This is a genomic window from Bradyrhizobium sp. USDA 4451, assembly GCF_054822585.1.
Genome location: NZ_JBTRCH010000001.1, coordinates 2786510 through 2811984, shown reverse-complemented (window position 1 = coordinate 2811984; position 25475 = coordinate 2786510). Strand labels below are relative to the sequence as shown.

The following is a 25475-nucleotide window of genomic DNA, read 5'->3' as shown; positions in this document are numbered from 1 at the left end:
GACGCAAGCGTCACTTCCCCTGCCCGCCCCTGCTGAGCAGGAACACGCCCTGCTCGCCGAACATGTTCCACACCCACCACGGCAGATTGAGCGGCACCGGGCGGCCGTAGAGATCGAGCGCGACCGCGCGCTCCATCTTGACGTTGATCTCTTCGCAGAGCTGCACGAAATCCTTGATGGTGCAGAAATGGATGTTTGACGTGTCGTACCAGCTTGCCGGCAGATTCTCGGTGCGCGGCATGTGGCCGCCGATCAGCAGCTGCAGCCGCATCTTCCAGAACCCGAAATTCGGGAACGAGACGATGGCGCGCTGGCCGATCCGAAGCAGGTTCTCCAGCACCGCCTTGGGCTGCCGCGTCGCCTGCAAGGTCTGCGACAGGATCACGTAGTCGAACGCATCGTCGGGGTAGTTGACGAGGTCGGTGTCGGCGTCGCCCTGCACCACTGCGAGCCCCTTGGCGACGCAGCCATTGACGCCCTCGCGCGACAGCTCGATGCCGCGACCGTCGATGCCGCGGCTTTCCAGCAGCTGCAACAGCTCGCCATCGCCGCAGCCGACGTCGAGCACCCGCGAGCCCGGCCGCACCATCTCGGCGACCAGAAGATGATCCCTGCGATAGCCGCCGGTGCGCTCCGGCGCGACGCCCGGCAAGGGCAGTGTCTGCTGCATGCTCATGACTGGCCGCCGTCCTTCAATCCGCGCGCCTTGCCTGCGGACAGCAGGAAGGCGCGGGAGATGTCGAGGAATTCGGGCACGTCGAGCAGGAAGGCGTCGTGCCCCTTGTCGGTCTCGATCTCGGCGAACGACACCCGCGCGCTCGACGCATTCAGCGCATGCACCAGCGCGCGCGACTCCGAGGTCGGGAACAGCCAGTCGCTGGTGAACGACACCACGCAGAACCGGGTCTTGATGCCGGCGAACGCCTTCGCCAGCACGCCGTTATGGTCGGCGGCGATGTCGAAATAGTCCATCGCGCGGGTCAGATAGAGATAGGAGTTGGCGTCGAAGCGCTCGACAAAGGACGAGCCCTGGTAGCGCAGATAGCTCTCGACCTGGAAATCCGCATCGAACGAGAAGGTCGGCAGCTCGCGGTCCTGCATCCGCCGCCCGAACTTGCGGTGCAGCGCGGCATCCGACAGATAGGTGATGTGCGCGGCCATCCGCGCCACCGCGAGCCCGCGATGCGGATGGGTGTCCTCGTCGACATAGCGTCCGCCGCGCCAGTCCGGATCGGCCATCACGGCCTGGCGGCCGAGCTCGTGGAACGCGATGTTCTGCGCCGAATGCCGCGTCGAGCAGGCGATCGCCAGCGTCGCGAACACGCGCTCCGGATAGGCCGCCGTCCATTGCAGCACCTGCATGCCGCCCATCGAGCCGCCGACCACGCAGAACAGCGTCGCGATGCTGAGGCGATCGATCAGCATCGCCTGCGCGCGCACCATGTCGGGGATCGTGATGATCGGGAAATCCAGCCCCCACACCTTGCCGGTCGCCGGGTTCAGCGAGGCGGGGCCGGTCGAGCCCATGCAGCCGCCGATCACGTTGGAGCAGATGATGAAGTACTTGTCGGGATCGATCGGCCTGCCGATACCGACCATGGTCTCCCACCAGCCGGGCTTGCCGGTGACCGGATGGGTGTTGTTGACGTGCTGATCGCCGGTCAGTGCGTGGCAGACCAGGATCGCGTTGGTCCTGTCGGCATTGAGCTGGCCATAGGTCTGATAGGCGATCTGGAACGGCGCAAGATCGACGCCGCAATCGAGCCTCAGCGGCTGGTCCATGCCGAACTTTGCCACCAATGACGACGGATGATCGGCCTCATGGGCGCGATCATCGCTCTGGGTTTGCGGGCTCGGTATCGGACGCACGTTGCTCATCTCAGCGACCCTGCCTCCCGCGCGGGAGGGCTCGAACAGAAATCAGGCCAATAAAAAACCCGGCCTGAACATAGGTTCGGCCGGGAGCTGATCTGTCCCCGGCCTGTTTAGCGAGTTGTTTAACGTGGCTGCAAGCCGGCCGGCTCAAATGACCACGGAGTGCAGCGAACCTAGTCCTCAGGCCCCCCGCCGTCAAGGCGGCCGGCGAGCGTCCCCCCATCGGGCGCCGATGGTTAACCGAATGCGCAAGGCACGCCTGCGACGTTTCTCTTTGCTTTCGGCGGCCGTCTTTCCTAATCAGGGACCCTGTCCGAGGCGGCAACGGGCCGCCCTGACGACAAGGTTTGAGAGCATGTCCAACCCACCCCCGTCGCCGCCCTCGCTGCAGGAGCTGCGCAAGGAGATCGACGCGATCGACGCGCAGGTCCACCGCCTGCTGATGGCGCGCGGCGACATCATCGACCGCCTGATCCAGGTCAAGAAGACCCAGGAGGTCGGCTCGGCGTTCCGTCCGGCGCGCGAGGCCAGCATGATGCGCGAGCTGGTGCAGCGCCATCGCGGCATCCTGCCGCTCGACACCATCGAGGGCATCTGGCGCGTCATCATCTCGACCTTCACCTATGTGCAAGCACCGTTCGCGGTGCATGCCGACGTGTCGGTGGGCGAGTCCGCGATGCGCGACTCGGCGCGGTTTCACTTCGGCTTCGTGGTGCCCTACGTCTCGCATTTCAGCGCGCAGGCCGCGGTCGAGGCGGTGGCGAAATCGAAGGGCGACCTCGCGCTGGTCTCCGCGATCGCAAGCCGCACGCCGTGGTGGAATGCGCTGGAGGCCGAGGGCGCGCCGAAGATCATCGCGCGGCTGCCGTTCCTGGAGCGCGCCGACCATCCCGCCGCGCTGCCGGTGTTCCTGGTCTCCCGCGTCGCCGACGATGCGATGGTGACGGAGGTCCAGATGTGGAGCGTACGGGTATCCGGCTGGAATGCCGATACCGCCCGCGCGCTCGCCCCGCTCGCCGAGATCGTCGCAGTGCCCGACACCGCTTTCGACGGCGCGGCGCTGCTGGTCTCGGTCGCCGGCCATGATTTCGAGAAGATCAAGCTCGCTTTGATCGAGGCCGGCGCCTCGGTGCGCTCCTCGGCCCTCGTCGGCAGCCACGCAACGCGCTATACGGTGCCCTCCAACGGGTCGCCAAAGAGCTAGCCGCCCGTATAGATTTTTGTTTTGACGCGTTTTCTTGACGCGAACCGGTATCCACTTCGCTGGAAAACGCTCTGTTCGGAGTTGATGATGTCCCGCCCCGTGCCGAACCCCGGCATCCTCGATATTGCGCCCTATACGCCCGGCAAGAGCCCGGTGCCGGAACCGGGCCGCAAGGTGTTCAAGCTGTCCGCCAACGAGACCCCGTTCGGGCCGTCGCCGAAGGCGATCGCGGCCTACAAGGCGGCAGCTGACCATCTCGAGGATTATCCGGAGGGCACCTCGCGGGTGCTGCGCGAGGCGATCGGCCGCGCCTATGGGCTCGATCCCGACCGCATCATCTGCGGCGCCGGCTCCGACGAGATCCTCAATCTGCTGGCGCACACCTATCTGGCGCCCGGCGACGAGGCGATCTCGACCACTCATGGCTTCCTGGTCTACCCGATCGCCACCATGGCGAACGGCGCCAAGAACGTAATCGCGGCCGAGAGCAACTTCACCGCCGATGTCGACGCCATCCTCAAGGTGGTGACGCCGCGCACGAAGCTGGTCTGGCTCGCCAACCCGAACAATCCGACCGGCACCTATATCCCGTTCGACGAGGTCAAGCGGCTGCGCACCGCGCTGCCCTCGCATGTGCTGCTGGTGCTCGACGCGGCTTATGCCGACTATGTCTCGCGCAACGACTACGAGCTCGGCATCGAGCTGGTCGCGACCACCGACAACACCGTGGTGACGCACACCTTCTCGAAGATCCACGGGCTTGCCGCGCTGCGGGTCGGCTGGATGTTCGGGCCGGCGCATATCGTCGATGCCTGCAACCGGATCCGCGGTCCGTTCAATGTCACCACGCCTGCGATGCTGGCGGCGGTGGCAGCGATCGAGGATAGCGCGCATGTGCAGATGTCGCGGACCCATACCGAACAATGGCGCAACTGGCTGACCGAGGAGATCGGCAAGCTCGGACTGAAGGTGACGCCGAGCGTCGCCAATTTCGTGCTGATCCACTTCCCGACCGACCAGGGCAAGACCGCGGCCGAAGCCGACGCCTATCTCACGCGGCGCGGCCTCGTGCTGCGCGCGCTCAACAATTACAAGCTGCCGCATGCGCTGCGCATGACCATTGGCACCGAGGAAGCCAACCGCCTCGTGGTCGAGGGGCTGCGCGACTTCCTGGCTGGAAAGTGACATCGTGACCACCGCTCCGCTCTTCAACCGCATCGCGCTGATCGGCTTCGGCCTGATCGGCGGCTCGATCGCGCGCGGCGCCCGCGCGCAGGGCCTGGTCGGCGAGATCGTCACCACCGCGCGCTCGGCGCAGACGCGTGCCCGCGTCGCCGAGCTTGGGATCGTCGATCGCGTCGTCGCGACCAATATCGAGGCGGTCAGGGATGCCGATCTCGTCATCCTCTGCATCCCGGTCGGCGCCTGCGGCGCGGTAGCGGCCGAGATCGCGGCGCAGCTGAAGCCGGGCGCCATCATCTCCGACGTCGGCTCGGTGAAGGGCGCCGTGGTCAAGGACATGGCGCCGCATCTACCTGACACCGTGCACTTCGTGCCGGCGCATCCGGTGGCCGGCACCGAGCATTCGGGTCCGGATTCCGGCTTCGCCGAGCTGTTCATCAACCGCTGGTGCATCCTGACGCCGCCCAACGGCACCGATCCCGCCGCGACCGACCGGCTGCGCGCGTTCTGGGCCGGGCTCGGCGCCAAGGTCGAGATCATGACGCCGGATCATCATGATCTCGTGCTCGCGATCACCAGCCATCTGCCGCATCTGATCGCCTACACCATCGTCGGCACCGCCGACGAGCTGGCGCAGGTGACGGAATCCGAGGTCATCAAATTCTCCGCCGGCGGCTTCCGCGACTTCACCCGCATCGCGGCGTCCGATCCCACGATGTGGCGCGACGTGTTCCTCGCCAACAAGGACGCCGTGCTCGAGATGCTCGGCACCTTCACCGAGGACCTGTCGAAGCTGACCCGCGCGATCCGCCGCGGCGACGGCGACGCGCTGTTCGACCACTTCACCCGCACCCGCGCCATCCGCCGCGGCATCGTCGAGACCGGCCAGGATTCCGCCGCACCCGACTTCGGCCGCCCGCATGCGAATTTGAAGAAGTAGGATCGAGCGCGCAGCCTTCTCCTGTGTCGTCCTGGCGAAAGCCGTAACCAAACAACGCGGTGTCATCACCCGCGAAAGCGGGTGATCCAGTATTCCAGAGGCGGCTGTGCTTGAGTCGAGAAGCCGCGGCGTACTGGATCGCCCGGTCGAGCCGGGCGATGACAGGTGTGGGTGGGACGCAGCTTCGCGTTCTCGCGACATGAATCGTCCGAGCTTTTGCATGTCGTTTTCGCCGCCCTGAAAGCAGAGGGCGCAGGGAAAGCCGGGTGCCGATCGCACCCATGGGTCCCGCGTAATAAAAAACGCGGGAGGTAGGACCACAGGTGTAACCGGGAACATCCCGGCTTTCCCTGCGCGATGGTTTTACGGCTTATACGTGCTCGCCCCGGTGAGACTGGGCTTGTTTGTCACCGTCGCTGCGAAACGCTGTCGCATCTCGCGGGAGACACCTGCCGCTAGGGCGTCAGGTCTGCACGATTTCGCCGTCCGCTACACTGTGCACGTCGTCAGTGCGCAAGCAGCGTCCACCGCATCTCACCGCAACACTCCTGACGATGCGCAGCGCCCCTCGATCGGGTGAGATGCGCGTATTGAACATCTGAGTTGGGTCGGATGTCAAGTTAAATTCTGAAAATCGGAACGGCGCGGGCTCGCGACCGTCACCGACGCATCCGCTGATCCCTGATCGGCCCCGCCGATATCGCCACAACCTTCTGTGCCAGCCGCTGACGGCCGACCAGGCCGGCGATTGCCAGCATGACGATGCCGCCGAACCACCATGCGCCGATCACGAACTCCCAGGCCCGCGGCGGGATCTCGTCGAACACGATGCCGTAGACCGACACCAGCGCGGCCAGTGCGGCGAGGAAGATGCCGGCCGCGCTCATCAGCTCGACGGCATCGATGCGGCCCGTCACGCGCATCGCCGGCTTCGGAATGTCGATGCCGAGATAGAAGCCGACAGCACCGATCACGATCGTGGTCGCGATGAAGGCCAGCGTACCGAAGAAGGCGACGTGCCCCTTCGCGAGCTGGGCGGCCACGAAGGTGCCGCCCATGGCACCGGCCATCGCCAGCCCGGTCCGCTGCAACACATGCGCGACGCGGCTGATCATCATCAGCTCGCGGGCGATCACGGCCCTGCCCTTCGGTCTGGTCACGATCCTCATGTGCGGCCTCCTTCCGGCTCTGCGTTCCTCACTCCGCTCCTACGGTGAGAACGGGTAGTAGCGGAGCTGCGACATGATGATGTGATCGTCCGTCCTCGGCGCGCCGCCGACGCCCTCGAAGGCAAAGCGCTGGGTGTAGGAATATTGCGCGCCGGCCTTGATGGTGCCGTAGGCGCCCTTGAAGATCGTGTCGTAGAAGCCGACGGTATACTGCCTGACCTCCGACGTGTTGCCGTTGCAGGTCGCCGCCGGCGAGTTCTCGATGTTGCAGCCGAGATTGTTGTAGAGCGGATTGCCATAGCCGAACGGCACCGTGCCGACATTGGAGAAGGTCGCCTTGGTCTTCTCCAGCCCGGCATAGGCGTAGAGATCGAGCTCCGGCGTCGTATGCCAGACCGAGCCGACCAGGAAGGCCGTGATCGGCAACGGCTGGATCGAGCCATCCTGGCGCACCGTCGCATCGGGGAACGGCGTCGCCGTGAAGCGGCCGAGCGCGCCGTAGGATGCCGAGGCCTGCACTTCCAGCGTCTTCGGCACGATCTCGGCCGAGAGATGGCCGCCGAAACTCACCGTGTTGACGTCGTGATTGGCGAAGTTGAAGCGATCGTAGAAGTCGCGATACAGCGCCCATGCCTCAACATGCACCTTGTACGGCCCGAGCCGCGGATCCCACGCTCCCTTCACGGTGACATCGGGCACGTGGTTGAGGCTGACATTGTTCAGGCTGTTGAAGAAGCTGCCGCCAGGACCGGTCAGGTTCACCAGCAGGTTCGGATTGAGGACACCCTGCGGCCCGACCGCGGGCGTGCCGACCAGCGGCGTATTGCCGCCGAAGAACGAGGTCTGCGGGTTTTCGGCCGAGACCGCGAGCTTGAACTCGGGCCCGATATCCTGCCAGACGCGGACGCCCGGCTGCCGCGCACCGAGGAAGCCCGGCACCAGCTCGAAATCGATCACGCCCGGCGTATCGGCGCCACGCGGATCGATGCCCGCCTTGCTCGGTGTGTTCAGCGACCAGGACTGGCCGGCGAGCACGTGCAAGCCGAGATCGCTGCGGTCGATCTCGATGCTGGCCTGCCGCAGCCGCGGGTTGAACGAGTTGGTCGCGACCGAATTCGCGGTCTGCGCGGCGCCCTCGAAATCGAGCTCGCCATAGCCGGCGACGTGGATGGTCTCCGTGGCATTGGCTTCGGCGAGCACCGAGAAGCGGGTCTGGCGCGCGGTGAAGCGCGACTCGCCGGTGTTGAAGTTCTTGCTCTGCGGGAACGGAATGAAGTTGCAGATCGAGCCCGAATCGGAGGCGAGGTTGCGGGTGCGATAGATGCCGGTGAGATCGACCCAGCCGCCGAAGGTGAAGGTGACGCCCTTGTAGCAGAGCTTGCCCGAGGCGCAGGGATCGAACGGCACCGGCGCCTTCGCCGCCATCTGCGTGTTGCGCATCGCGCTCTGCCTTGCCGCCAGCGCCTCCTCCTTGCGTGCCTGCACCTCCATCCTCTGCTCAAGCTGCCTGAGACGTGCCTTCAACGCCTTCAGCTCGGACGCATCGTCCTCCGCCAAAGCCGGACCTGCCGACAGCAGCATGCTGCCGAGCAGAATCCCCCCGAGAATTCGCATCGCATCCCTCCACACGAGTTTGTTTCCTCAGTCGAGAGAGAGCGGCACTCGGGGAACGATATTCGCAGTCGGCCGCAATATTCCGGTCACGTTTTTCTCATCGCGACCGCGGGAATAGTTTGGCGCGACGGACGATATCGCGCGCGAGGCAATAATGAATAGTAGGGCGGATTAGCGTCAGCGTAATCCGCCGCGCAGCCGGCACCGATCGATGGCGGGTTAAGGCTTCGCCTAAAGCTACTGCGTCACAAACGTCTTTTCCGCCAGTCCTGTGAGGCTGCAAACGAATCCAGCCGTCATTGCGAGCGAAGCGAAGCAATCCATCTGTCCGCAAATGCGGTTGGATGGATTGCTTCGTCGCTATCGCTCCTCGCAATGACGACGGAGACAGACTCGTGACGCAGTAAGACTAACCCGCCCTACAACACGCCGCGCCTTCGCGTGAGTTTTTCTCGCGCTATGCGCGAGTTTTTGCAGGATTGTCCGGTTCGGATTTTGGCGATACGTCATGTCGCGATCAGGCGATCAACAGGACATGCGACATGGCGGACAAGGCGAACGTTCGGGCTGGCCAATGCCATTGCGGCGCGGTGCGCTTCGAGGTGACGCTCAGCGACGGCTTCCATTCGATCCGCCGCTGCACCTGCTCCTATTGCCGGATGCGCGGCGCCGTCGTCGCCATGGCGGACATGGGCGGGATCAGGTTCCTGCAAGGCGAGGACAAGCTGACGAGCTACCGCTTCCACACCGGAACGGCGCAGCACTTCTTCTGCTCCGGCTGCGGCATCTACACCCATCACCAGCGGCGATCCGACCAGAGCCTCTATGCCGTCAACGTGGCCTGCCTCGACGGCGTCAGCCCGTTCGATTTCCCCGAGGTGCCGGTCATGGACGGCGTCAACCACACCAACGACACCGGCAAGCCGACCCGTCGCGCCGGCACGCTCCGCTTCATCCCGGCTGACTGAGCGCAACGCTCAGAACAGCGGCGGGATCTGCGCGACTTTCAGCGGGCCCAGGAACACCGCGCCGTCGGCGAAGCGCAGCGGGAAGCTGCGTGCCTTCTTGCCTTCGAGCACCGCCTCGGTGCCGAGCGAATTGATCCCGGCGGAGATGCCGGCATTGGCGTTCTGCTTGATCACCTTGCCGAGGCCGGGGATCGCGCGATCCAGCGCACCGAACAGATTGCTGAGGTCCTGGCTCTTGACGCCGGGCGCGACGCGATCGAGCGTCGATTGCGGCACGCCCTCCTCCAGCATCTTGTCGATGCCGAGCGCCGGGATCACGCGTTCGAGGCCGGCGACCGTCATCTGCAATTCGCCGTCGATGCGGCCTTGCGCATTCAGGCGCAAGGTGCCGGCCGCGACCGACAGCACGTCGCCCTGCTCGATCCGCGACTGCTGGATCTCGACGCTGCCGCCGGCCGCCTGGATCTCGCGGAAACGATCCGGCCACGGTTTTGGCGAGAAATCCTTCAGGCCGTTGAGCCGGGCGTGGATGTCGGCGTTGAACGGCTGGGTGAGCAGCGGATGCACGTCCTGCAAGGTGCCGCCATTGATCTGCAGCACGGTCTCGATCGCGGGATTGTCGGCGGCCGAGCCATCGACCTGCCTGCCGTGCAGCTCGATATGGTTGACGCGCATCAGCGGCGTCGGCGCGGGACCGCCGGTGCGGTCGACGGCGAGATTGTCGAACACCAGCGCGACGCGCTGCGGCACCGCCGGCAGGCCGACCACGCTGCTGCGCCCGAGGCTCCAGTCGACCTGCAGCGTCGGCTGCGCGTTGCGCTCGGCGATGGTGGCCGGGCCCTTGAACTCGGCGATCACGAGCTTGGGGTCATAGACCTGCGCCACGACAAGGATCTCGGCGAGCCGCGCCACGAACGCCATCTCGGGCGAAGCGGTCTGCGACACCAGCATCACGCTCGGATCGGTGCAGCGGACCTCGAAGCGGAACGGGTAACCCGCCACCGAACGGTTGCCGCAATCATAGACCCGGCCGGCCTTCGCCTCCTGGGCGCGCCAGGCATCGGCCTGCACGCCGACCTGCGAGGCGGCGTAGAACCAGAAACCGCTCCACGCGATCGCGGCGATCAGGACCGCGACGGGGACCGCGTAGAGGCCGAAGCGCGAGCGGCGGCGGGGGGCGGAGGTGGTATCGGACATGCGGCGTCCTTTGGCGGGCGAATTTGTCAAAATCGAAGCGGCGGCACTCGTTCTAAAGGTTAAGTGTTGGAAACAGAACGAAATTTGCTTCGCTTCGACGGCCTGTTCTGCTAGCCCATCAGCGCGATGTCAGCAAATCCTCCCCATTCCGAATCGCCCGACGCCGACCTCTGGGTGTTCGGCTACGGCTCGCTGATGTGGAAGCCGGGCTTCGAATACCTCGAGCAGGTGCCGGCGCGGCTGATCGGCGAGCATCGCGCGCTCTGCGTCTATTCGTTCGACCACCGCGGCACGCCGGAGAAGCCGGGCCTGGTGCTCGGGCTCGACCGCGGCGGCGCCTGCCGCGGCATCGCGTTCCGCGTCGCGGCCCGGCTGCGCCACGACACCATCGCCTATTTGCGCTCGCGCGAGCAGACCACCAATGTCTACCGCGAGGTGATGCGCTCGGTGTGGCTGGAGAACGCGGCGCGCGATCGCGTCCCGGCGCTGGCCTATGTGGTCGATCGCGGCCATGTGCAATATGCCGGGCGGCTGTCGCTGGCCGAACAGCAGCGCCTGGTGCTGCAGGGCCACGGCCGCTCCGGCAACAACCGCGACTATGTGCTCTCGACCGTCGCCTCGATCGAGAAGCAGGGCTTTCGCGACGCGCAGCTGCACCAGCTCGCGGCGATGCTGCACGATTCCGGCCCGCTGCATCGGGATGCGCGTGCAGCGGATGGCGCGGATCCGAACTGAGGCGCGGAACCTGGCGCGCGAATTTTTGCCACGGCGCGAACAACATTGTGGTCTCCATTTCCGGTCGCTGGAATGGAATGACTGGAATGCGCCCCTCATTGCTCAGGCTCGCCGCGATCGGCCTAGTGTTGCTGCTGAACTCCCCATCCTTTGCCGGCCTGAGAGAGGATGGCGCGATTTGCGACGCCAAGGATTCGCGGCCCGACCTGGTGATCCCGGCCTGCACCCGCCTGATCGCAGCCAATCCGAGGGGACGCGATCTCGCGATCACCTATTACAACCGGGCGCTGGCCTGGCATAACAAGGGCGATCTCGAGAAGGCCAAGACAGATTACGATCAGTCGATCGCAGCCAATCCGTCGTTTGCGCCGTCTTATGGCCAGCGTGCCAAGGTCTTCCTGCAGAACCAGGACTACGACCGCGCGCGGAGCGACTTCGATCGGGCGATCCAGCTCAAGCCGGCCGGGCCGTTCAGCGCCGGCTGGTTCAACAACCGCGCCGAGCTGTTCGTCGCCACCGGCGACTATGAGCGTGCGCTGGCCGATTACGGCAAGTCGATCGAGCTCGATCCCGGCTCCTGGTACGCCTATGTCAACCGCGCGCTGGTCTATGATTTCAGCGGCAAGGACCGACTCGCGGCGCTGCATTGCCAGGATGCGATCAAGGTCGCGCCGCGCGCCGGCGGCCCCTATTACTGCCGGGCCGTGGTCGAGATGTCCGCCGGCGACATCGACAATGCCGCGCGCGATGTCGAGCGCGCGATCGCGATCCAGGATGACCAGCCGGAGTTCTACTCGCTGCGCGGCCTGACGCTGGCGAGCAAAGGCGAGCTCGACCAGGCGATGCGCGACTACGACCACGCCACGCAACTCAATGCCCAGGGCGCATTGAACTACGCGCGGCGCGGCCTCGCCGACGAGAAGAAGGGCGATATCGCGGGCGCCCGCGCCGACTTCCGCCACGCGCTCGATGTCATCGGCCTCGATCAGCTCGATCGCACCCAGGGCCAGCGCGTCGCCAGAGACGGCCTGCAACGGCTGGACAAGGTCGCGACGACCGAAAAGAGCGTCGTCGCGGATCACGGCGCGGCCAAAGCTGCGCTCGCGGTTGCAGCCACCGTTCCGATCGCGCCGGCCGGCGCGGCCCCGAAGGCCGCGATGACCGAAAAGCGCGTTGCCCTCGTCGTCGGCAATTCGAAATACCGCTCGGTGCCGGTGCTGCCGAACCCCGGCCAGGACGCGGCGGCGATCGCCGAGACGCTGCGCGCCACGGGCTTTCAGGATGTCCGCCTGGTCACCGACGCCACGCGCGACGGCCTGGTCGATGCGCTGAAGTCGTTCGCCAACGCTGCCGATGGCGCCGATTGGGCGGTGATCTACTATGCCGGGCACGGCTTGGAGATGGCGGGCGAGAACTATCTGGTGCCTGTTGACGCCAAGCTCGCCACCGACCGCGACGTGCCGTACGAGGCGGTCGCGCTGACCCAGGTGATGGGCGCCACCGAAGGCGCGCGCAAGCTGCATCTCGTGATTCTCGATGCCTGCCGCGACAATCCGTTCGCCAACCAGATCAAGCGCACCGTCGCGTCGCGCTCGATCGGCCGGGGATTGGCGCAGGTCGAGCCCGACAGCGGCACGCTGGTGGTCTACGCCGCCAAGCACGGCCAGGTCGCGCTCGACGGCGACGGCGGCCACAGCCCGTTCGTGACCGCCCTGATCAAGCGGATGCAGACGCCGCGGATCGAGATCCGCAAGCTGTTCGACCTGGTGCGCGACGACGTGATGGCCGCGACCGATCGCCGGCAACAACCGTTCAGCTATGGCTCGGTGCCGGGAGCCGAGGATTTCTACTTCGTCGGCGCGAGCCAGACTACGGCGAAGTAGCGCGCGGCCGTGACCTGCGTATTGTTGCGGCCAGACACATCGCGGCTTCACTAAGGCAGCGGCCTGTGACATTTAGGCTTTTGCATCGCGGCGCGGACGGATAGAAGCTCATCCGCAAACATCGCTCGCTGATGCAATGAACCTCTCCGCCCCCTTCGTCCGCCGCCCGGTCGGCACCACGCTGCTGTCGCTTGGACTTGTCGTGGCGGGCGTCATTGCGTTCTTCAAGCTGCCGGTATCGCCGCTGCCCGACGTCGACATCCCGACCATCATGGTGCAGGCGACGCTGCCCGGCGCCAGCCCGGCCGACGTCGCGGCGACCGTCGCGAGCCCGCTGGAGCGCCACCTCGGCCAGATCGCCAGCGTCACCGAGATGACGTCGCAGTCCTCGCTCGGCTCGGCGCGCATCACGCTGCAATTCGACATCGACCGCGACATCAACGGCGCCGCGCGCGACGTGCAGGCGGCGATCAACGCGGCGCGCGCCGACCTGCCGACCAACCTGCGCGCCAACCCCACCTACCGCAAGTTCAACCCGGCCTCGGCGCCGATCCTGATCTACACCTTGACCTCGGACACGCTGACCCCGGCCGAGCTCTATGACGCCGCCTCGACCGTGCTGGCGCAGAAGCTGTCGCAGGTCGAGGGCGTCGGCGAGGTCTCGGTCGGCGGCGGCTCGCTGCCCGCGGTGCGCGTCGAGCTGATCCCGCCGGCGCTCTACAAATACGGCATCGGGCTCGAGGACGTCCGCGCCGCGCTGAGCAGCGCCAATGCGCACAGCCCGAAGGGCGGCATCGACGTCGGCGACCAGCGCTACCAGATCTACGCCAACGACCAGGCCCGCAAGGCGGACGACTACAAGCCGCTGGTCGTCGCCTACCGCAACGGCGCCGCGGTGCGGCTGACCGACGTCGGCGACGTGATCGATTCCGTGGAGAATGTCCGCACGCTGGGTCTTGCCAACGGCAAGCCGGCCGTCGTGATGATCGTGTACCGGCAACCCGGCGCCAACATCATCAAGATGGTCGACAATGTGAAGGGGCTGATGCCGCAGCTCAAGGCCTCGGTCTCGCCGGCGATCGACATCACGCTGGCGATGGACCGCTCGAAGACGATCCGGGCCTCGCTGCACGATGTCGAGATCACGCTGTTGATCGCGGTCGCGCTGGTGATCCTGGTGGTGTTCGCCTTCCTGCGCAATGCGCGGGCGACGCTGGTGCCTGTCGTGGCGGTCGGCGTGTCCCTGATCGCGACGTTCGCGGTGATGTACCTGCTCGGCTACACGCTCGACATCTTCTCGCTGATGGCGCTGACGGTGGCGACCGGCTTCGTGGTCGACGATGCCATCGTGGTGCTGGAAAACATCACCCGCCACATGGACGCCGGGCTGTCGCGGCTGGAGGCGACGCTGCTCGGCACCCGCGAGGTCGGCTTCACCGTGCTGTCGATGAGCGTGTCGCTGGTCGCGGTGTTCGTGCCGATCCTCTTGATGGGCGGCCTGGTCGGCCGGCTGTTCCGCGAATTCGCCATGACCATCACGATCGCGATCGTGATTTCGCTGGTGGTCTCGCTGACCACGACGCCGATGATGTGCGCCGTGGTGCTGCGCAAGGAGGCAGGCCAGCCGCACGGCCGGATCTACCGGATCAGCGAGCGCGTCTTCGAGCTGATGCTGAACGGCTACCGCACCACGCTCAGCCTCGCGCTGCGCCATCCGCTGCTGGTGATGCTGATCCTGGCCTCGACGCTCTATCTGAACTTCCATCTCTACAGGGTCGTGCCCAAGGGCTTCGTCCCGCAACAAGATACCGGGCTGCTGGTCGGCTCGATCCAGGCCGACCAGAGCACCTCGTTCCAGCTGATGCGGCAGAAGCTGACCCAGTTCATCGACATCGTGAAGTCGGATCCGGCGGTCGAGACCGCGGTCGGCTTCACCGGGGGCGGCGGCGTCGGCCCGGGCGGCACCAACACCGGCACCGTATTCGCCTCGCTGAAGCCGATGAACGAACGCGGGCTGCGCGCCGACAAGGTGATCGAGCGGCTGCGCGAGCCCCTGGCGAGCGTCGCCGGCGCCACCTTGTTCCTGCAATCGATCGGCGATCTCGGCGCCGGCGGACGCTCGGGCAACGCCGCGTATCAGTACACGCTGAAGGGCTCGACCTTCGAGGAGCTCAACGAGTGGACGCCGAAGCTCGTCGCCGCCCTGCAGAAGGAGCCGACGCTCACCGACGTCAACAGCGACCAGCAGAACAAGGCGCTGCAGGCCAATCTGGTGATCGATCGCGACGCCGCCTCGCGGCTCGGGATCACGGTCGCCCAGCTCGACAACACGCTGTATGACGCGTTCGGGCAGCGCCAGGTCTCGACCATCTTCGTCGCGCGCAACCAGTATCACGTGATCATGGAAGTCGCGCCGCGCTTCTCGCAGGATCCGCAGACCCTGAAGGAGGTCTATATCTCGACCTCGAGCGGATCGGCGACCGGCACCCAGAGCACCAATGCGGTGGCCGGAACGGTGGCCTCATCGTCGCAGAAGAGCTCGGTCTCTTCGGTCGCCGCCAATGTGGTGCGCAACCAGGCGACCAACTCGATCGGCGCCACCGGCAAGGGCGTCGCCTCGACCGGGACCGCGGTCTCGACCAGCGCCGAGACGATGATCCCGCTGTCGAGCGTTGCCCGCTTCGAGCATGGCGAGACGCCGCTCTCGGTCAACCACCAGGATCTGCTGGTCGCCAGCACCATCTCGTTCAATCTGCCGCCGGGCGTCTCCCTGAGCACGGCGACCACCACGATCGAGAATGCAATGCACGCGATCAACATGCCGGCGGGCATCAATGGCGGGTTCGCAGGCTCTGCAAAAATCTTCCAGCAGGCGCTGGCGAACGAGCTGTTCCTGGTTCTGGCCGCGCTGGCGACGATCTACATCTCGCTCGGCATGCTCTATGAGAGCTACATCCACCCGCTGACCATCCTGTCCACCCTCCCCTCGGCGGGTGTCGGCGCGGTGGCGGCGCTGATGCTGTCGCACACCGATTTCGACTTGATCGGCGCGATCGGGGTGATCCTCTTGGTCGGCATCGTCAAGAAGAACGCCATCATGATGATCGACTTCGCGCTCGATGCCGAGCGGCTGCGCGGGCTATCGTCGCGCGATGCAATCTACGAGGCCTGCCTGATGCGCTTCCGCCCGATCATGATGACGACGCTGGCGGCGCTGTTCGGCGCGGTGCCGCTGATGATCGGCCTCGGCGAAGGCAGCGAGCTGCGCCAGCCGCTCGGCATCGCAATTTTCGGCGGATTGATCCTGAGCCAGATCCTGACGCTCTACACCACGCCGGTGGTCTACCTCTATCTCGATCGCGCCCGGCTCTGGACCCAGCGGCGCCGCGCCGCGCGCCGCGCAAGGCGGGCCGCCGCGTCAAGTGCCGCCGGTCGTTGACAGGCTGCCACCGATCTTGCGAACCTGCCGCGAGGTGGCAGCCGCAAGGAAGCATGCAGTGACTCCAGCACCGGAAATCGCCGCGTCGCGCTGGTTCAATACCAGCGAGCCGCTGACCCTGGCCGCGCTGCGCGGCCGCCCGGTGCTGCTGCACGCCTTCCAGATGCTGTGTCCCGGCTGCGTCGCACACGGCACGCCGCAGACCCAGCGCGCGTTCGAGTTGTTCAAGCATTCCGACCTCCAGGTGATCGGGCTGCACACCGTGTTCGAGCACCACGTGGCGATGACGCCCGTGTCGCTGGAAGCCTTCATCCATGAATACCGGCTGACCTTCCCGATCGGCGTCGACGAGGCCGGCGACGGCACGCCGATCCCCCTCACCATGCAGCGCTACGGCATGCAGGGAACCCCGACCAGCATCCTGATCGGCCGCGACGGCAGCATCGTGCATCACGGCTTCGGCCAGCAGAGCGATATGGCGCTCGGCGCGATCATCGCAGCCGAGCTTGCCGCAACGCACGGCTGACAGCCGAGCAGCCCGCTCACGCAGCTGCGTTATGACGGCGTCGCGCAAGGCGTGGTAGCCTGCGATCAACCAGAAGCATCGTGCGGGAGCGTCTCATGAAAACCTATCAGCTCTACATCAACGGCCGCTATGTCGACCCCGCCAATGGCGAGTGGTTCGACACGATCGATCCCTATCGCGGCGAGGCCTGGGCCAGGATCCCGCGCGGCACGGCCGCCGATGCCGACAAGGCGGTGAAGGCCGCCAACGAGGCGATGTGGAACGGGCCGTGGGCGAAGATGACGGCGTCTGCGCGCGGCAAGGCGATGCGCAGGCTCGGCGACCTCGTCGCCGCCAATGCCGAGCGTCTCGCCGAGATCGAGGTGCGCGACAACGGCAAGCTGATGGCCGAGATGCTGGGCCAGCTGCGCTACCATCCGGAGTGGTGGTGGTATTTCGGCGGCCTCGTCGACAAGCTCGAAGGCGGCCTGGTGCCGATCGACAAGGCGGACACCTTCGCCTACACTACGCATGAGCCGGTCGGCGTGGTCGCGGCGCTGACCGCCTGGAATTCGCCGCTGCTGTTCGTCGCCTGGAAATGCGCCGCCGCGCTCGCGGCCGGCTGCGCCGTGGTGGTCAAGCCCTCGGAGTTCACCTCGGCCAGCACGCTGGAATTCGCCGCGTTGACCAAGGAGGCCGGGATTCCCGACGGCATCTTCAACGTGGTGACCGGCTTCGGCCCCGAGGCCGGCTCCGCGCTGATCTCGCACCCCGACGTCGCCAAGATCACCTTCACGGGATCGGACACCACCGGCGCACGGGTCTACGAGACCGCGGCCAAGGGCCTGAAGCGCGTCTCGCTCGAGCTCGGCGGCAAGTCGCCGAACATCGTGTTCGAGGACGCCGATCTCACCGCGGCCGCGGCCGGCGCGATCTCCGGCATCTTCGCCGCCACGGGACAAACCTGCATCGCCGGCTCGCGCCTGCTGGTGCAGAGCTCGATCAAGGACAAGTTCGTCGCGCGCGTGCTGGAGCTGGCGAAATCCGCCAAGATCGGCGATCCGATGCAAGCCGACACCAATGTCGGCCCGATCACGACGCCGGCGCAGTACAAGAAGGTGCTCGACTACATCGACATCGCCAAGGCTGAAGGCGCCCGCTGCCTGCTCGGCGGGAGGCCTGCGACGGGCGACGGCATCAAGGGCGGCCAATTCGTCGAGCCGACGATCTTCACCGATGTTGACAACACCATGCGGATCGCGCGCGAGGAGGTGTTCGGCCCGGTGCTGTCGATCATCTCGTTCGACACCGAGGAAGACGCCATCCGGATCGCCAACGACACGATCTACGGCCTTGCCGCCGGCATCTGGACCAAGGACCTCGCCCGCGCCATCCGCGTGCCGAAGCAGCTGCGCGCCGGCACGGTGTGGGTCAACACCTACCGCGCCATCAGCTACATGATGCCGTTCGGCGGCATGAAGCACTCCGGCGTCGGCCGCGAGAGCGGCATCGATGCGGTGCGCGAATATCAGGAAACCAAGAGCGTCTGGATCTCGACCGCGACCGACGTGCCGGCCAATCCGTTCGTGATGCGATAATGCGGCTCAGCACCTCTCCCAGACCGGAAGCGGTGCGCCATGCCCGAGTCATGAAGTTCACCCGGTCAGCACGTGACGGGCGTCGCCGAGGCTCTGGAGGTCAGTCGCTGTCATCACTGTCCTGCTGTCCGACGCTGTGAAATAGCCTCGATGCGCAAGGCAAAGCTGCCGCGCGTGCGCAGAGGCGCCGGACCATCGTCAAGACGGCCGAGCCTGATGAGCCCGCTGGAATAGCGATAGCCGCTGTGGAAGCAGGCCAAATTGCCCACGGCGCGTCGTAGCAGAGATCGCCCGGCGCTTCATTGGCGAATGGCCCGCTACCGTCTTGCGTGAGCTCGCGCGGCAGATAGGCGACCTTCTCATTGGTGGAGTAATCCTCGATGGAAAGATCGAGCGGGAGCATCGATGCGAATCCCGCGCAGACGGATTGTCGAGCAAGCTAGCCCGGACGTTGCCATCAGCGAGATCGCGCCCTAGCCTTTCGAGCCCGGCACGCCGCCGAACAGCTTCGCCTGCTCGGCGCGGCCGGCGTCGACGATGCGCGTGGTGGCGGTTTCGATCGCCTCGCGCAGGCGGACGATGAACTCGTCGCGCGGCAGGCCGGGCGGCAGCGGATCGAGGAATTCGACCACCAGCGTGCCGGGATAGCGCATGAAGGTGCGGCGCGGCCAGAACAGGCCGGAGTTGAGCGCGATCGGCAGGCACGGCACGCCGCTCTCGGCGTAGATCTGGGCGACGCCGGCCTTGTAGTTCGGCGGCGCACCGGGCGCGGTGCGGGTGCCCTCGGGGAAGATCACGAGCTGGCGGCCGAGCTTCACCTCGGCGGCAGCCGCCTTCAATGTCTTGATCAGCGAGCGCGGGCCGCCGCCGCGCTCCACCGAGATCATGCCGACCTTCTTCAGGTACCAGCCGAACACCGGGATCATCATCAGCTCGCGCTTGAGGATGAACAGCGGATGCTCGAAGAAGCGCACCAGCGCAAAGGTCTCCCAGAACGACTGGTGCTTCGAGGCGACCACCAGCGCTCCCGCCGGAATCTTCTCGACGCCGCGGAACTCGATCCTGATGTTGCAGATCACGCGCATCAGGAACAGGCTGGTGTTGGCCCACGCGGCTTCCAGCGCCATCAGCGCGCCGCGCGGCAGCAGCAGTGCCGGCAGCGCGACGATGCAGAGCACCACCAGCACCAGATAGAACAGCACGTTGAAGATCAGCGAGCGCAGGAAGATCGAAGTCATGCTCAAAAAATTCTCTCTTGTGCAGTCACGCCGTCATTCCGGGATGGCCCGAAGGACCAGACCCGGAATCTCGAGATTCCCGGTTCGCTTCGCGCCCCGGAATGACGGTGCCAAGCCTGATACATCAATTCGCCTGCGCCGTTGCCGGGCGGCGTGGCGCGGTTGCCTGCTCGGCAAGATCCGAAGTCAGGTCGAGGCCGAGATCGGCCAGCCGCACCCGGACCTCCGCCGCGACATATTTGGCGTATTCCGATAGCAAGAGACGGAAGGTTCCGCCACTCGTCCACCACGGCTCGTCGCGCCATTTGTCGCCGACCACCGCGAACGGGATCAGCGTGACGTCAGGCATCGCATGCGACAGTTCCACGATCGCCCTGGGCATGTGGTAGTTCGAAGTCACCACGATCAGCGACTTGAAGCCGCGCTCGCGCGCCCAGCGCCGCGTCTCCGCCGCATTGCTGCGGGTGTTGACCGCCGAACGGTCGAGATCGACGCAGCAGCTCATCAACCCCTTGCTGTCGGGCACCGAGCGGGAAATATCGCCGGCGTCGTTGGTCGGGTGCACGCCGGAGATCAACAGACGCTTGCCGTAGCCTGCGGCCAGTAGTTCCATCGCATCCGACACCCGCGACGAGCCGCCGGTCAGCACCACGATGCCGTCGGCATTATGCGGCGGATCGGTCTCGACGCCGCGGAGTTGCGACAGGAAGCCGATGAAGCCGACCGCTGCGGCGACAAACACCAGCGCCAGCGGCGCGACGATAGCGGCGCGCAGCCAGCCACGCGGGCGCGCGGCATAGCCGTTCGGCGACGTATCGTCGGTCTGCAAACTCATGTGATGCGGTCGTCCTTCCCCCCGGGGATTTTAGAGCATGATCCGGCAAAGTGGAAACCGGTTTTGCCGGGCCAAGGTCGCGTGCATGCACGCGAAATCACACCCGGACGATCAAATGCGATCACGACATCGGCTCCATGATTGCGCTGTCGCAAGCCGTCAGTCGATGTCGTCGAGCGTGGCGAACAGGGTGCGCCGAGACGCCCACGCGGTGATCGCCGCGATCAGCACCGCCTGCATCGCCAGCACCAGATAGCCGGACGGGCGCAGCGAGAACGTGCCCAGCAGCGCCGCGAACTGGTCGCCCACCGGCGTGCCGGAGAACCAGTTGGCGATCGATTCCGAGAAGCCGAACGCCAGCATCGCCGCGCCGCCGCCGATCAGCCCGCCCTCGAGACCGAGTCTCAGAAAATGCCGCAGGAAGCGGTTGGCGATGAAGCTGTCGCCGGCGCCGACGAAATGCAGCACCTCGACGATCGGGCGGTTGGCGGCCATCGCGCCGCGGGTCGCGAACGACACCGAGATGATGGTGGCGATGATGACGAGGATCAGGATGCCGACGCCGGCAAACATCGTGGCGCCGGTCATCGAGCGCATGCGTTCGATCCAGGCACGGTGATCGTCGAGGCTTGCGGTCGGCGCAGCCTGGGTCAGGCGCGCGCGCAAGCCGGCGAGATCGAGCGTGGTGCCGGGCTGCACCCGCGCCACGATGACGCGCGGCACCGGCAGATCATCGATCGACAGCCCGCTGCCGAGCCACGGCTCCAGCAGCTTTGCGGATTCCTCCTTGCTGAACGGCCGGACCTCGAGAATGCCGGACTGCGTCCGCATCGCATCCGCCGCCGCCTGCGCGTCACGGTCGAGGTCGCGGCCGGGCGACGGGCGCACCTGGATGGTGATCTCGCTCGACACTTCCGACTGCCATTCGGCGGCCGAGGCGCTGACCAAAAGCACCGTGCCTGTGGTCAGCGAGGCGAGGAAGGTCATGATCGCGACCACCGCGACCAGCGCGCGGCCGGAGATCGAGGCGCGCGGCACGATCGGCGACATGTTGCGTGCGGTGGCCGGGACCTGCGGGCGCTCGCGCCCGAGATCGACCAACGACACTTTCTCGTCGCCGCCCCTACTCATAGATGTGCAGCCGTCCCTGATGCAGCACCAGCCGCCGCGCCTCGTATTGATCCATCAGCGTGATGTCGTGGGTCGCGATGATAACAGCGGTGCCGGATTTGTTGAGCTCGATGAACAGCCGCAACAGGCGGCGCCCGAGCGTCGGATCGACGCTGCCGGTCGGCTCGTCCGCCAGCAGCAATTGCGGCCGCGAGATCACCGCGCGCGCAATCGCCGCGCGCTGCTTCTCGCCGCCCGACAGGATCGGCGGCAGCGCGTCCATCCGTTCGCCGAGGCCGACCCATTTCAGCAGGTCGATCACCTCGCGGCGATAGCTGGATTCCTCGCGACCCATCACGCGGAACGGCAGCGCGACGTTCTCATAGGTGGTCATGTGGTCGAGCAGCCGGAAATCCTGCAGCACGATGCCGATCCGCTTGCGCAGGTCGGCGACCTGGTCCTTGCCGAGCAGGGAGACGTCCTTGCCGAACAGATTGACCAGCCCGCGGGTCGGCCGCAGCGACAGGAACAACAACCGCAGCAGCGAGGTCTTGCCGGCGCCGGACGGCCCGGTGAGGAACTGGAACGAGTGCGCCGGGATCATGAAGGACAGGTCGCGCAAAATCTCCGGGCCGAGCCCGTAGCGCAGACCGACATTTTCGAACCGAACCAATGCGCTAGCTCCGTTCGAGAGGGCCTGTGGCCCAATACCCAAAACTGGCGGCCCGAACCCCCGCCGACCGGCCGCGAACCGCTCAGAAAGCTTGTGCGACGGTTATGGTTTCCGATTCGTTAACGGTCGCTCAGTAGCATCCGGGCATACCACACGGTGGAGATTCGGCTCCATGCATATCGTTTGCCCGCATTGTACAACATCCTACGTCATCAATCCGGCCACCCTGGGCGAGGCCGGACGCACGGTCCGTTGTTCCCGCTGCCGCGAGGTCTGGCTGGCCCGGCCGGAGGACGCGATCGGGGCGACCGCGCCGACCCTGGCCTATGAGGCCGCCGGCTCCGATCTCGCCGCCGAATGGGAGGCGATGGGCAGTGCGGAAGCCGACACGACCCCGCTGGTCGACAGCCCCTCGATTTCGGCCGATATGCCCGAGGGCAGCGATGCCGCCACGGACTGGCCGGCGGTCGCCGCGGCAGATGCCGCGGCCCATGCCGACGGTGAGGCACCGGCCGGAACCCGGCGCCGCTTCCGCCTGCCGCGGCTTCCCCGGCTGTTCCGGCTGCCGTCGCTGCCCCGAATTCCGTTCGTGCCTGTGATCGGCGCCCTGCCGACCACCTGCGCGGCGATGGCCGCACTGATCGTCGCGCTGTTCGTCTGGCGCAACGACGTGGTGCGGCTGCTGCCGCAGACCGCGCTGTTCTACAAAATGGTCGGGCTCGACGTGAATCTGCGCGGGCTCGCTTTCAAGGACCTCAAGATCACCAACGAGACCGTCGACGGCAAGCCGGTGCTGGTGATCGAGGGCGCGATCGTCGGCCAGACCAGGAAGCCGGTCGAACTGCCGCGGCTGCGCTTCTCGGTCCGCGATGCCAAGGGCGCCGAAATCTACGCCTGGAATGCGGTGCTGGAACAGCCGGTGCTCAATCCCGGCGAGCGCGCCTTCTTCAAGTCGCGTCTCGCCTCGCCGCCGCCCGAAGGCCGCAATATCGACGTACGCTTCTTCAACAAACACGACCTCACCGGCGGCCGCGCCTGAGCCGCCCGCTTACACTTTCGGGACCTGATCCATCACCATGACCCGCGTTCTGATCGCCGACGACGAAGACTCGATGCGCTCGCTGGTGGCGCGCGCTATCGCCATGGACGGCCACGAGACCGTCACCGCGCAGGACGGCGCCGAGGCGCTGGAGGTCCTGACGCGCGATGAAGGCGCGTTCGACCTGCTGCTCACCGATATTCAGATGCCTGTCATGGACGGCATCGCGCTGGCGCTGACCGCGGCGCGCGACTTCCCCGCGCTGAAGATCCTGCTGATGACCGGCTTCGCCCATCAGCGCGAGCGCGCCTCAGGGCTCGAGGCGATCGTGCATGACGTGGTGACCAAGCCGTTCTCGGTGGCCGACATCCGCACCGCGGTCGCCGACGCGCTGGCAGCAAGCAAGGCGAGTTAGCGCATGATCCGGAAAAGTGCGAAGCGGTTTTCCGAAAAGATCATGCAAAACGAAGAAGCTAAAGCGCGATGAGATTCCAATCTCGTCGCGCTGCTCAGCTCGGGAAACACGCCTGGGCCGTCAGCACGATCGGCGGCACGTTGAGAAACTGCATGAACTGAAACGAGTAGCTGGCGCTGACCTGGTTGCCGCAGGCCGACGCGGCATGGGTAAAGGTCTGCGTCGGGAAGGTGAGGCCGAACGCCTGCTGCGCGGCATAGCTCGTGATCGCGTTGCTGTTCGGACAGAGCGTGCTGTTGACGGTTGCGCAGCGCGCCGCCATTTCCGTGCCGTGCTGAAGCCCGAGCTGGGTCCAGAACAGCAACCCGAATTCGATGATGCCGAAGATGAACAGGAAGAACACGGGAGCGGTCAGGGCGAATTCCAGCGCAGAGGCGCCCCGATCGTCGTGCCACAACGCCGTGCGTTTCACTGCAGCCTCGCAGTGGACTGGGCGTTGTAGGTGTAGCTGGTCGCCACGATCTGGTAGTTGATCAGCGTATAATAGGTCCCCTGCGCCGAGACCATTGCATAGGTCCCGGCCTGCGCGCCGCTCGGGCACACCGCGCCGCAGCTGACGGTGCTGATCCCCGCACTCGTCGGGCATCCGCAGAACTGAAGCGGCTGGGGCGACGCCATGATGGCCGTGGAATTCGTGGCGGCGATCACGGCGTTGGACACGCCGGTGGTATCGAAGCCGCGCACGATCGCGTATTGCGCTCCCGCCTGTGCGGCATTTTCGACCTGCATCTTGCGGAACAGCGCAAGCCCGATGTCGGTGACCGAGACCACCATCAGGGTCAGCAATGGGATCATGACACCGAATTCGATCGCGGCGACGCCGCGCCGGTCGCGAACACCGGCGCGCAGGCGCCGCAAGAGAGGGCGAAGCAATCGGCTATGGCTGTTGGATGAGCATCTCTGGACCTGCATCGGCCTGCCTCATTCGATGAGTTGCGCGGTTTGCGTGCCAATCGTCGCGGTGCCGAGCGCTGCGCAATTGACCTGAAGGTTCGACGTGCCGGTGAGCGTCAAGGTGTCCACGATGATCTTGGTGCAGGATGTGCTCGTGCCGTTGCCGCCGCTGAAGCTGAGATTGGCCCTTGGCAGGTAGATGGCGCCGCCGAAGTTCTGGGTGGCGCCGCCGGTGAGGTTGAAGGCCGTGCCGACCGGCATGTTGCGGTCGCCATACATGACGATGCCCTTTGTGGTGCCGGAGGTCGGCGCCGTCAGGTCGATGATCGCGTTGCTGCCGATTGAAGCGGTGCCCCAGTTGCTTCCCGATCCCGTAAAGACAAGCGTGACGCCGCTGCCGGTGATCGTGGCGTTTCCCGCGACGCTCAGATTGGAGCCGTCCAGGTAATAGATGCCTGGATCGAGGCTCAGGGTCGCGCCGGCATTGACCGTGATGTTGCCCTTGTAGCAGCCGGGGCTGATCGAGTTGGTCTTTCCGTTGGAGTTCACCGTGATCTTGGCGTTGGTGCAGCTCGGCTCCGCCGGCGGTGAGACGTTTGCATAGGGATCGGCGATCGGCTGGATGTGCGTCCTGATTCCGTTGGTCGTGGTGATGTTGCTCGCGCCGGAGACATCGCCGACGACCCCGACCTGATTGGCGGAAACCGCAGCATTGCCGGCGACGTTGAGCGACGGGCTTGCGCTCGAGTTGCTGTAGAGGTTGCACTTGATCAAGTTGAGCTGATTGCTGCCGCTCACATTGACCGCGGGGCTCGCCGTCGGATCGAGAGCAAGGACGCAGCCGGTTCCGGAATTCGGCAGCGCGACCGCGCGCGCGGTGACCAGCACGGGATTCGAGCCGA

The 25475-nt window shown here is 66.0% G+C and carries 23 protein-coding genes, 1 pseudogene and 1 riboswitch; of the genes and pseudogenes, 11 read left to right on the top strand and 13 right to left on the bottom strand.

Going from position 1 to position 25475, the window contains the following annotated elements; genetic code table 11:
* Positions 1-10: 10 nt before the first annotated feature.
* Together metW and metX are read right to left on the bottom strand one after the other, a co-directional pair.
* The gene (gene metW / locus ACVMB0_RS12965) at positions 11-676 is read right to left on the bottom strand and encodes a methionine biosynthesis protein MetW (RefSeq protein ID WP_456750404.1); all 666 of its coding nucleotides are present in this window, start codon (positions 674-676) and stop codon (positions 11-13) included.
* Positions 673-1878 carry a homoserine O-acetyltransferase MetX gene (gene metX, locus ACVMB0_RS12960; RefSeq protein ID WP_461346479.1) on the bottom strand — a complete coding sequence of 402 codons (1206 nt, stop codon included), beginning with the start codon at positions 1876-1878 and terminating at the stop codon, positions 673-675. The genes metW and metX overlap by 4 nt, the downstream gene beginning before the upstream one ends.
* 86 nt (positions 1879-1964) lie before the next feature.
* Positions 1965-2044, bottom strand: a riboswitch (SAM riboswitch).
* Between the two features lie 186 nt (positions 2045-2230).
* Between metX and ACVMB0_RS12955 the strand changes: the two genes are divergently transcribed.
* The 3 genes from ACVMB0_RS12955 to ACVMB0_RS12945 all read left to right on the top strand — a co-directional run bounded on the left by ACVMB0_RS12955 (position 2231) and on the right by ACVMB0_RS12945 (position 5201).
* Complete coding sequence (locus tag ACVMB0_RS12955) at positions 2231-3079, top strand: chorismate mutase (protein WP_456750406.1); 849 nt, start codon at positions 2231-2233, stop codon at positions 3077-3079.
* A gap of 87 nt (positions 3080-3166) precedes the next feature.
* Positions 3167-4264, top strand: coding sequence for a histidinol-phosphate transaminase (hisC, locus tag ACVMB0_RS12950; protein ID WP_461346478.1), 1098 nt, complete (start codon positions 3167-3169; stop codon positions 4262-4264).
* Positions 4265-4268: 4 nt separating this feature from the next.
* Entirely contained in the window at positions 4269-5201 is a 933-nt protein-coding gene (locus tag ACVMB0_RS12945; RefSeq protein WP_461346477.1) for a prephenate/arogenate dehydrogenase family protein, read from the top strand.
* A gap of 659 nt (positions 5202-5860) precedes the next feature.
* On the opposite strand, the gene ACVMB0_RS12940 is transcribed toward ACVMB0_RS12945, so the two are convergent.
* Together ACVMB0_RS12940 and ACVMB0_RS12935 are read right to left on the bottom strand one after the other, a co-directional pair.
* Positions 5861-6370, bottom strand: coding sequence for a hypothetical protein (locus ACVMB0_RS12940; protein ID WP_461346476.1), 510 nt, complete (start codon positions 6368-6370; stop codon positions 5861-5863).
* A 39-nt stretch (positions 6371-6409) separates the two neighbouring features.
* The gene (locus tag ACVMB0_RS12935; protein ID WP_461346475.1) at positions 6410-7984 is read right to left on the bottom strand and encodes a hypothetical protein; all 1575 of its coding nucleotides are present in this window, start codon (positions 7982-7984) and stop codon (positions 6410-6412) included.
* Between the two features lie 542 nt (positions 7985-8526).
* Between ACVMB0_RS12935 and ACVMB0_RS12930 the strand changes: the two genes are divergently transcribed.
* A complete protein-coding gene (locus tag ACVMB0_RS12930) occupies positions 8527-8952 on the top strand; it encodes a GFA family protein (protein ID WP_456750411.1) in 426 nt (141 codons plus the stop codon).
* Between the two features lie 9 nt (positions 8953-8961).
* Here ACVMB0_RS12930 and ACVMB0_RS12925 read toward each other — a convergent pair whose 3' ends face one another.
* Positions 8962-10149, bottom strand: a complete 1188-nt coding sequence (locus ACVMB0_RS12925) for a DUF2125 domain-containing protein (RefSeq protein ID WP_456750412.1) — start codon at positions 10147-10149, stop codon at positions 8962-8964.
* A gap of 126 nt (positions 10150-10275) precedes the next feature.
* Here ACVMB0_RS12925 and ACVMB0_RS12920 point away from each other — a divergent pair, with 126 nt between their 5' ends.
* From ACVMB0_RS12920 to ACVMB0_RS12900, 5 genes are all read left to right on the top strand, one after another.
* A complete protein-coding gene (locus tag ACVMB0_RS12920; RefSeq protein ID WP_461346474.1) occupies positions 10276-10884 on the top strand; it encodes a gamma-glutamylcyclotransferase in 609 nt (202 codons plus the stop codon).
* 86 nt (positions 10885-10970) lie between these two features.
* A complete protein-coding gene (locus tag ACVMB0_RS12915) occupies positions 10971-12767 on the top strand; it encodes a caspase family protein (RefSeq protein ID WP_461346473.1) in 1797 nt (598 codons plus the stop codon).
* Between the two features lie 136 nt (positions 12768-12903).
* Positions 12904-16206: an efflux RND transporter permease subunit gene (locus tag ACVMB0_RS12910; RefSeq protein ID WP_461346472.1), complete on the top strand. Its 3303-nt coding sequence runs from the start codon at positions 12904-12906 to the stop codon at positions 16204-16206.
* Positions 16207-16264: 58 nt separating this feature from the next.
* Positions 16265-16732: a peroxiredoxin family protein gene (locus ACVMB0_RS12905; RefSeq protein WP_461346471.1), complete on the top strand. Its 468-nt coding sequence runs from the start codon at positions 16265-16267 to the stop codon at positions 16730-16732.
* A 95-nt stretch (positions 16733-16827) separates the two neighbouring features.
* The gene (locus tag ACVMB0_RS12900; protein ID WP_461346470.1) at positions 16828-18309 is read left to right on the top strand and encodes an aldehyde dehydrogenase; all 1482 of its coding nucleotides are present in this window, start codon (positions 16828-16830) and stop codon (positions 18307-18309) included.
* 113 nt (positions 18310-18422) lie between these two features.
* Here ACVMB0_RS12900 and ACVMB0_RS12895 read toward each other — a convergent pair.
* From ACVMB0_RS12895 to ftsE, 5 genes and pseudogenes are all read right to left on the bottom strand, one after another.
* A pseudogene (locus ACVMB0_RS12895) lies at positions 18423-18753 on the bottom strand (cyclophilin-like fold protein); the annotation flags it as partial.
* Positions 18754-18782: 29 nt separating this feature from the next.
* Positions 18783-19547, bottom strand: a complete 765-nt coding sequence (locus ACVMB0_RS12890) for a lysophospholipid acyltransferase family protein (protein WP_461346469.1) — start codon at positions 19545-19547, stop codon at positions 18783-18785.
* Between the two features lie 124 nt (positions 19548-19671).
* On the bottom strand, positions 19672-20382 hold the full coding sequence (locus tag ACVMB0_RS12885) for a YdcF family protein (protein WP_461346468.1): 711 nt from the start codon (positions 20380-20382) through the stop codon (positions 19672-19674).
* A 159-nt stretch (positions 20383-20541) separates the two neighbouring features.
* Positions 20542-21513, bottom strand: coding sequence for a cell division protein FtsX (locus tag ACVMB0_RS12880; RefSeq protein ID WP_456750420.1), 972 nt, complete (start codon positions 21511-21513; stop codon positions 20542-20544).
* On the bottom strand, positions 21506-22165 hold the full coding sequence (ftsE, locus tag ACVMB0_RS12875; protein WP_456750421.1) for a cell division ATP-binding protein FtsE: 660 nt from the start codon (positions 22163-22165) through the stop codon (positions 21506-21508). The genes ACVMB0_RS12880 and ftsE overlap by 8 nt, the downstream gene beginning before the upstream one ends.
* A 172-nt stretch (positions 22166-22337) precedes the next feature.
* On the opposite strand from ftsE, the gene ACVMB0_RS12870 reads away from it, so the two are divergent.
* Both ACVMB0_RS12870 and ACVMB0_RS12865 read left to right on the top strand, forming a co-directional pair.
* Positions 22338-23204: an MJ0042-type zinc finger domain-containing protein gene (locus ACVMB0_RS12870; RefSeq protein WP_461346467.1), complete on the top strand. Its 867-nt coding sequence runs from the start codon at positions 22338-22340 to the stop codon at positions 23202-23204.
* Between the two features lie 37 nt (positions 23205-23241).
* Positions 23242-23619, top strand: a complete 378-nt coding sequence (locus ACVMB0_RS12865) for a response regulator (protein WP_456750423.1) — start codon at positions 23242-23244, stop codon at positions 23617-23619.
* 94 nt (positions 23620-23713) lie between these two features.
* Here ACVMB0_RS12865 and ACVMB0_RS12860 read toward each other — a convergent pair whose 3' ends face one another.
* From ACVMB0_RS12860 to ACVMB0_RS12850, 3 genes are read right to left on the bottom strand one after another with little or no spacing between them, the layout of a single operon-like run.
* Positions 23714-24091 (bottom strand): TadE/TadG family type IV pilus assembly protein, encoded by a 378-nt coding sequence (locus tag ACVMB0_RS12860; protein WP_456750424.1) that lies wholly within the window; start codon positions 24089-24091, stop codon positions 23714-23716.
* Positions 24088-24552 carry a TadE/TadG family type IV pilus assembly protein gene (locus tag ACVMB0_RS12855; RefSeq protein ID WP_456750425.1) on the bottom strand — a complete coding sequence of 155 codons (465 nt, stop codon included), beginning with the start codon at positions 24550-24552 and terminating at the stop codon, positions 24088-24090. The genes ACVMB0_RS12860 and ACVMB0_RS12855 overlap by 4 nt, the downstream gene beginning before the upstream one ends.
* Positions 24553-24600: 48 nt before the next feature.
* On the bottom strand, positions 24601-25461 hold the full coding sequence (locus ACVMB0_RS12850) for a pilus assembly protein TadG-related protein (RefSeq protein ID WP_461349793.1): 861 nt from the start codon (positions 25459-25461) through the stop codon (positions 24601-24603).
* Positions 25462-25475: the final 14 nt, after the last annotated feature.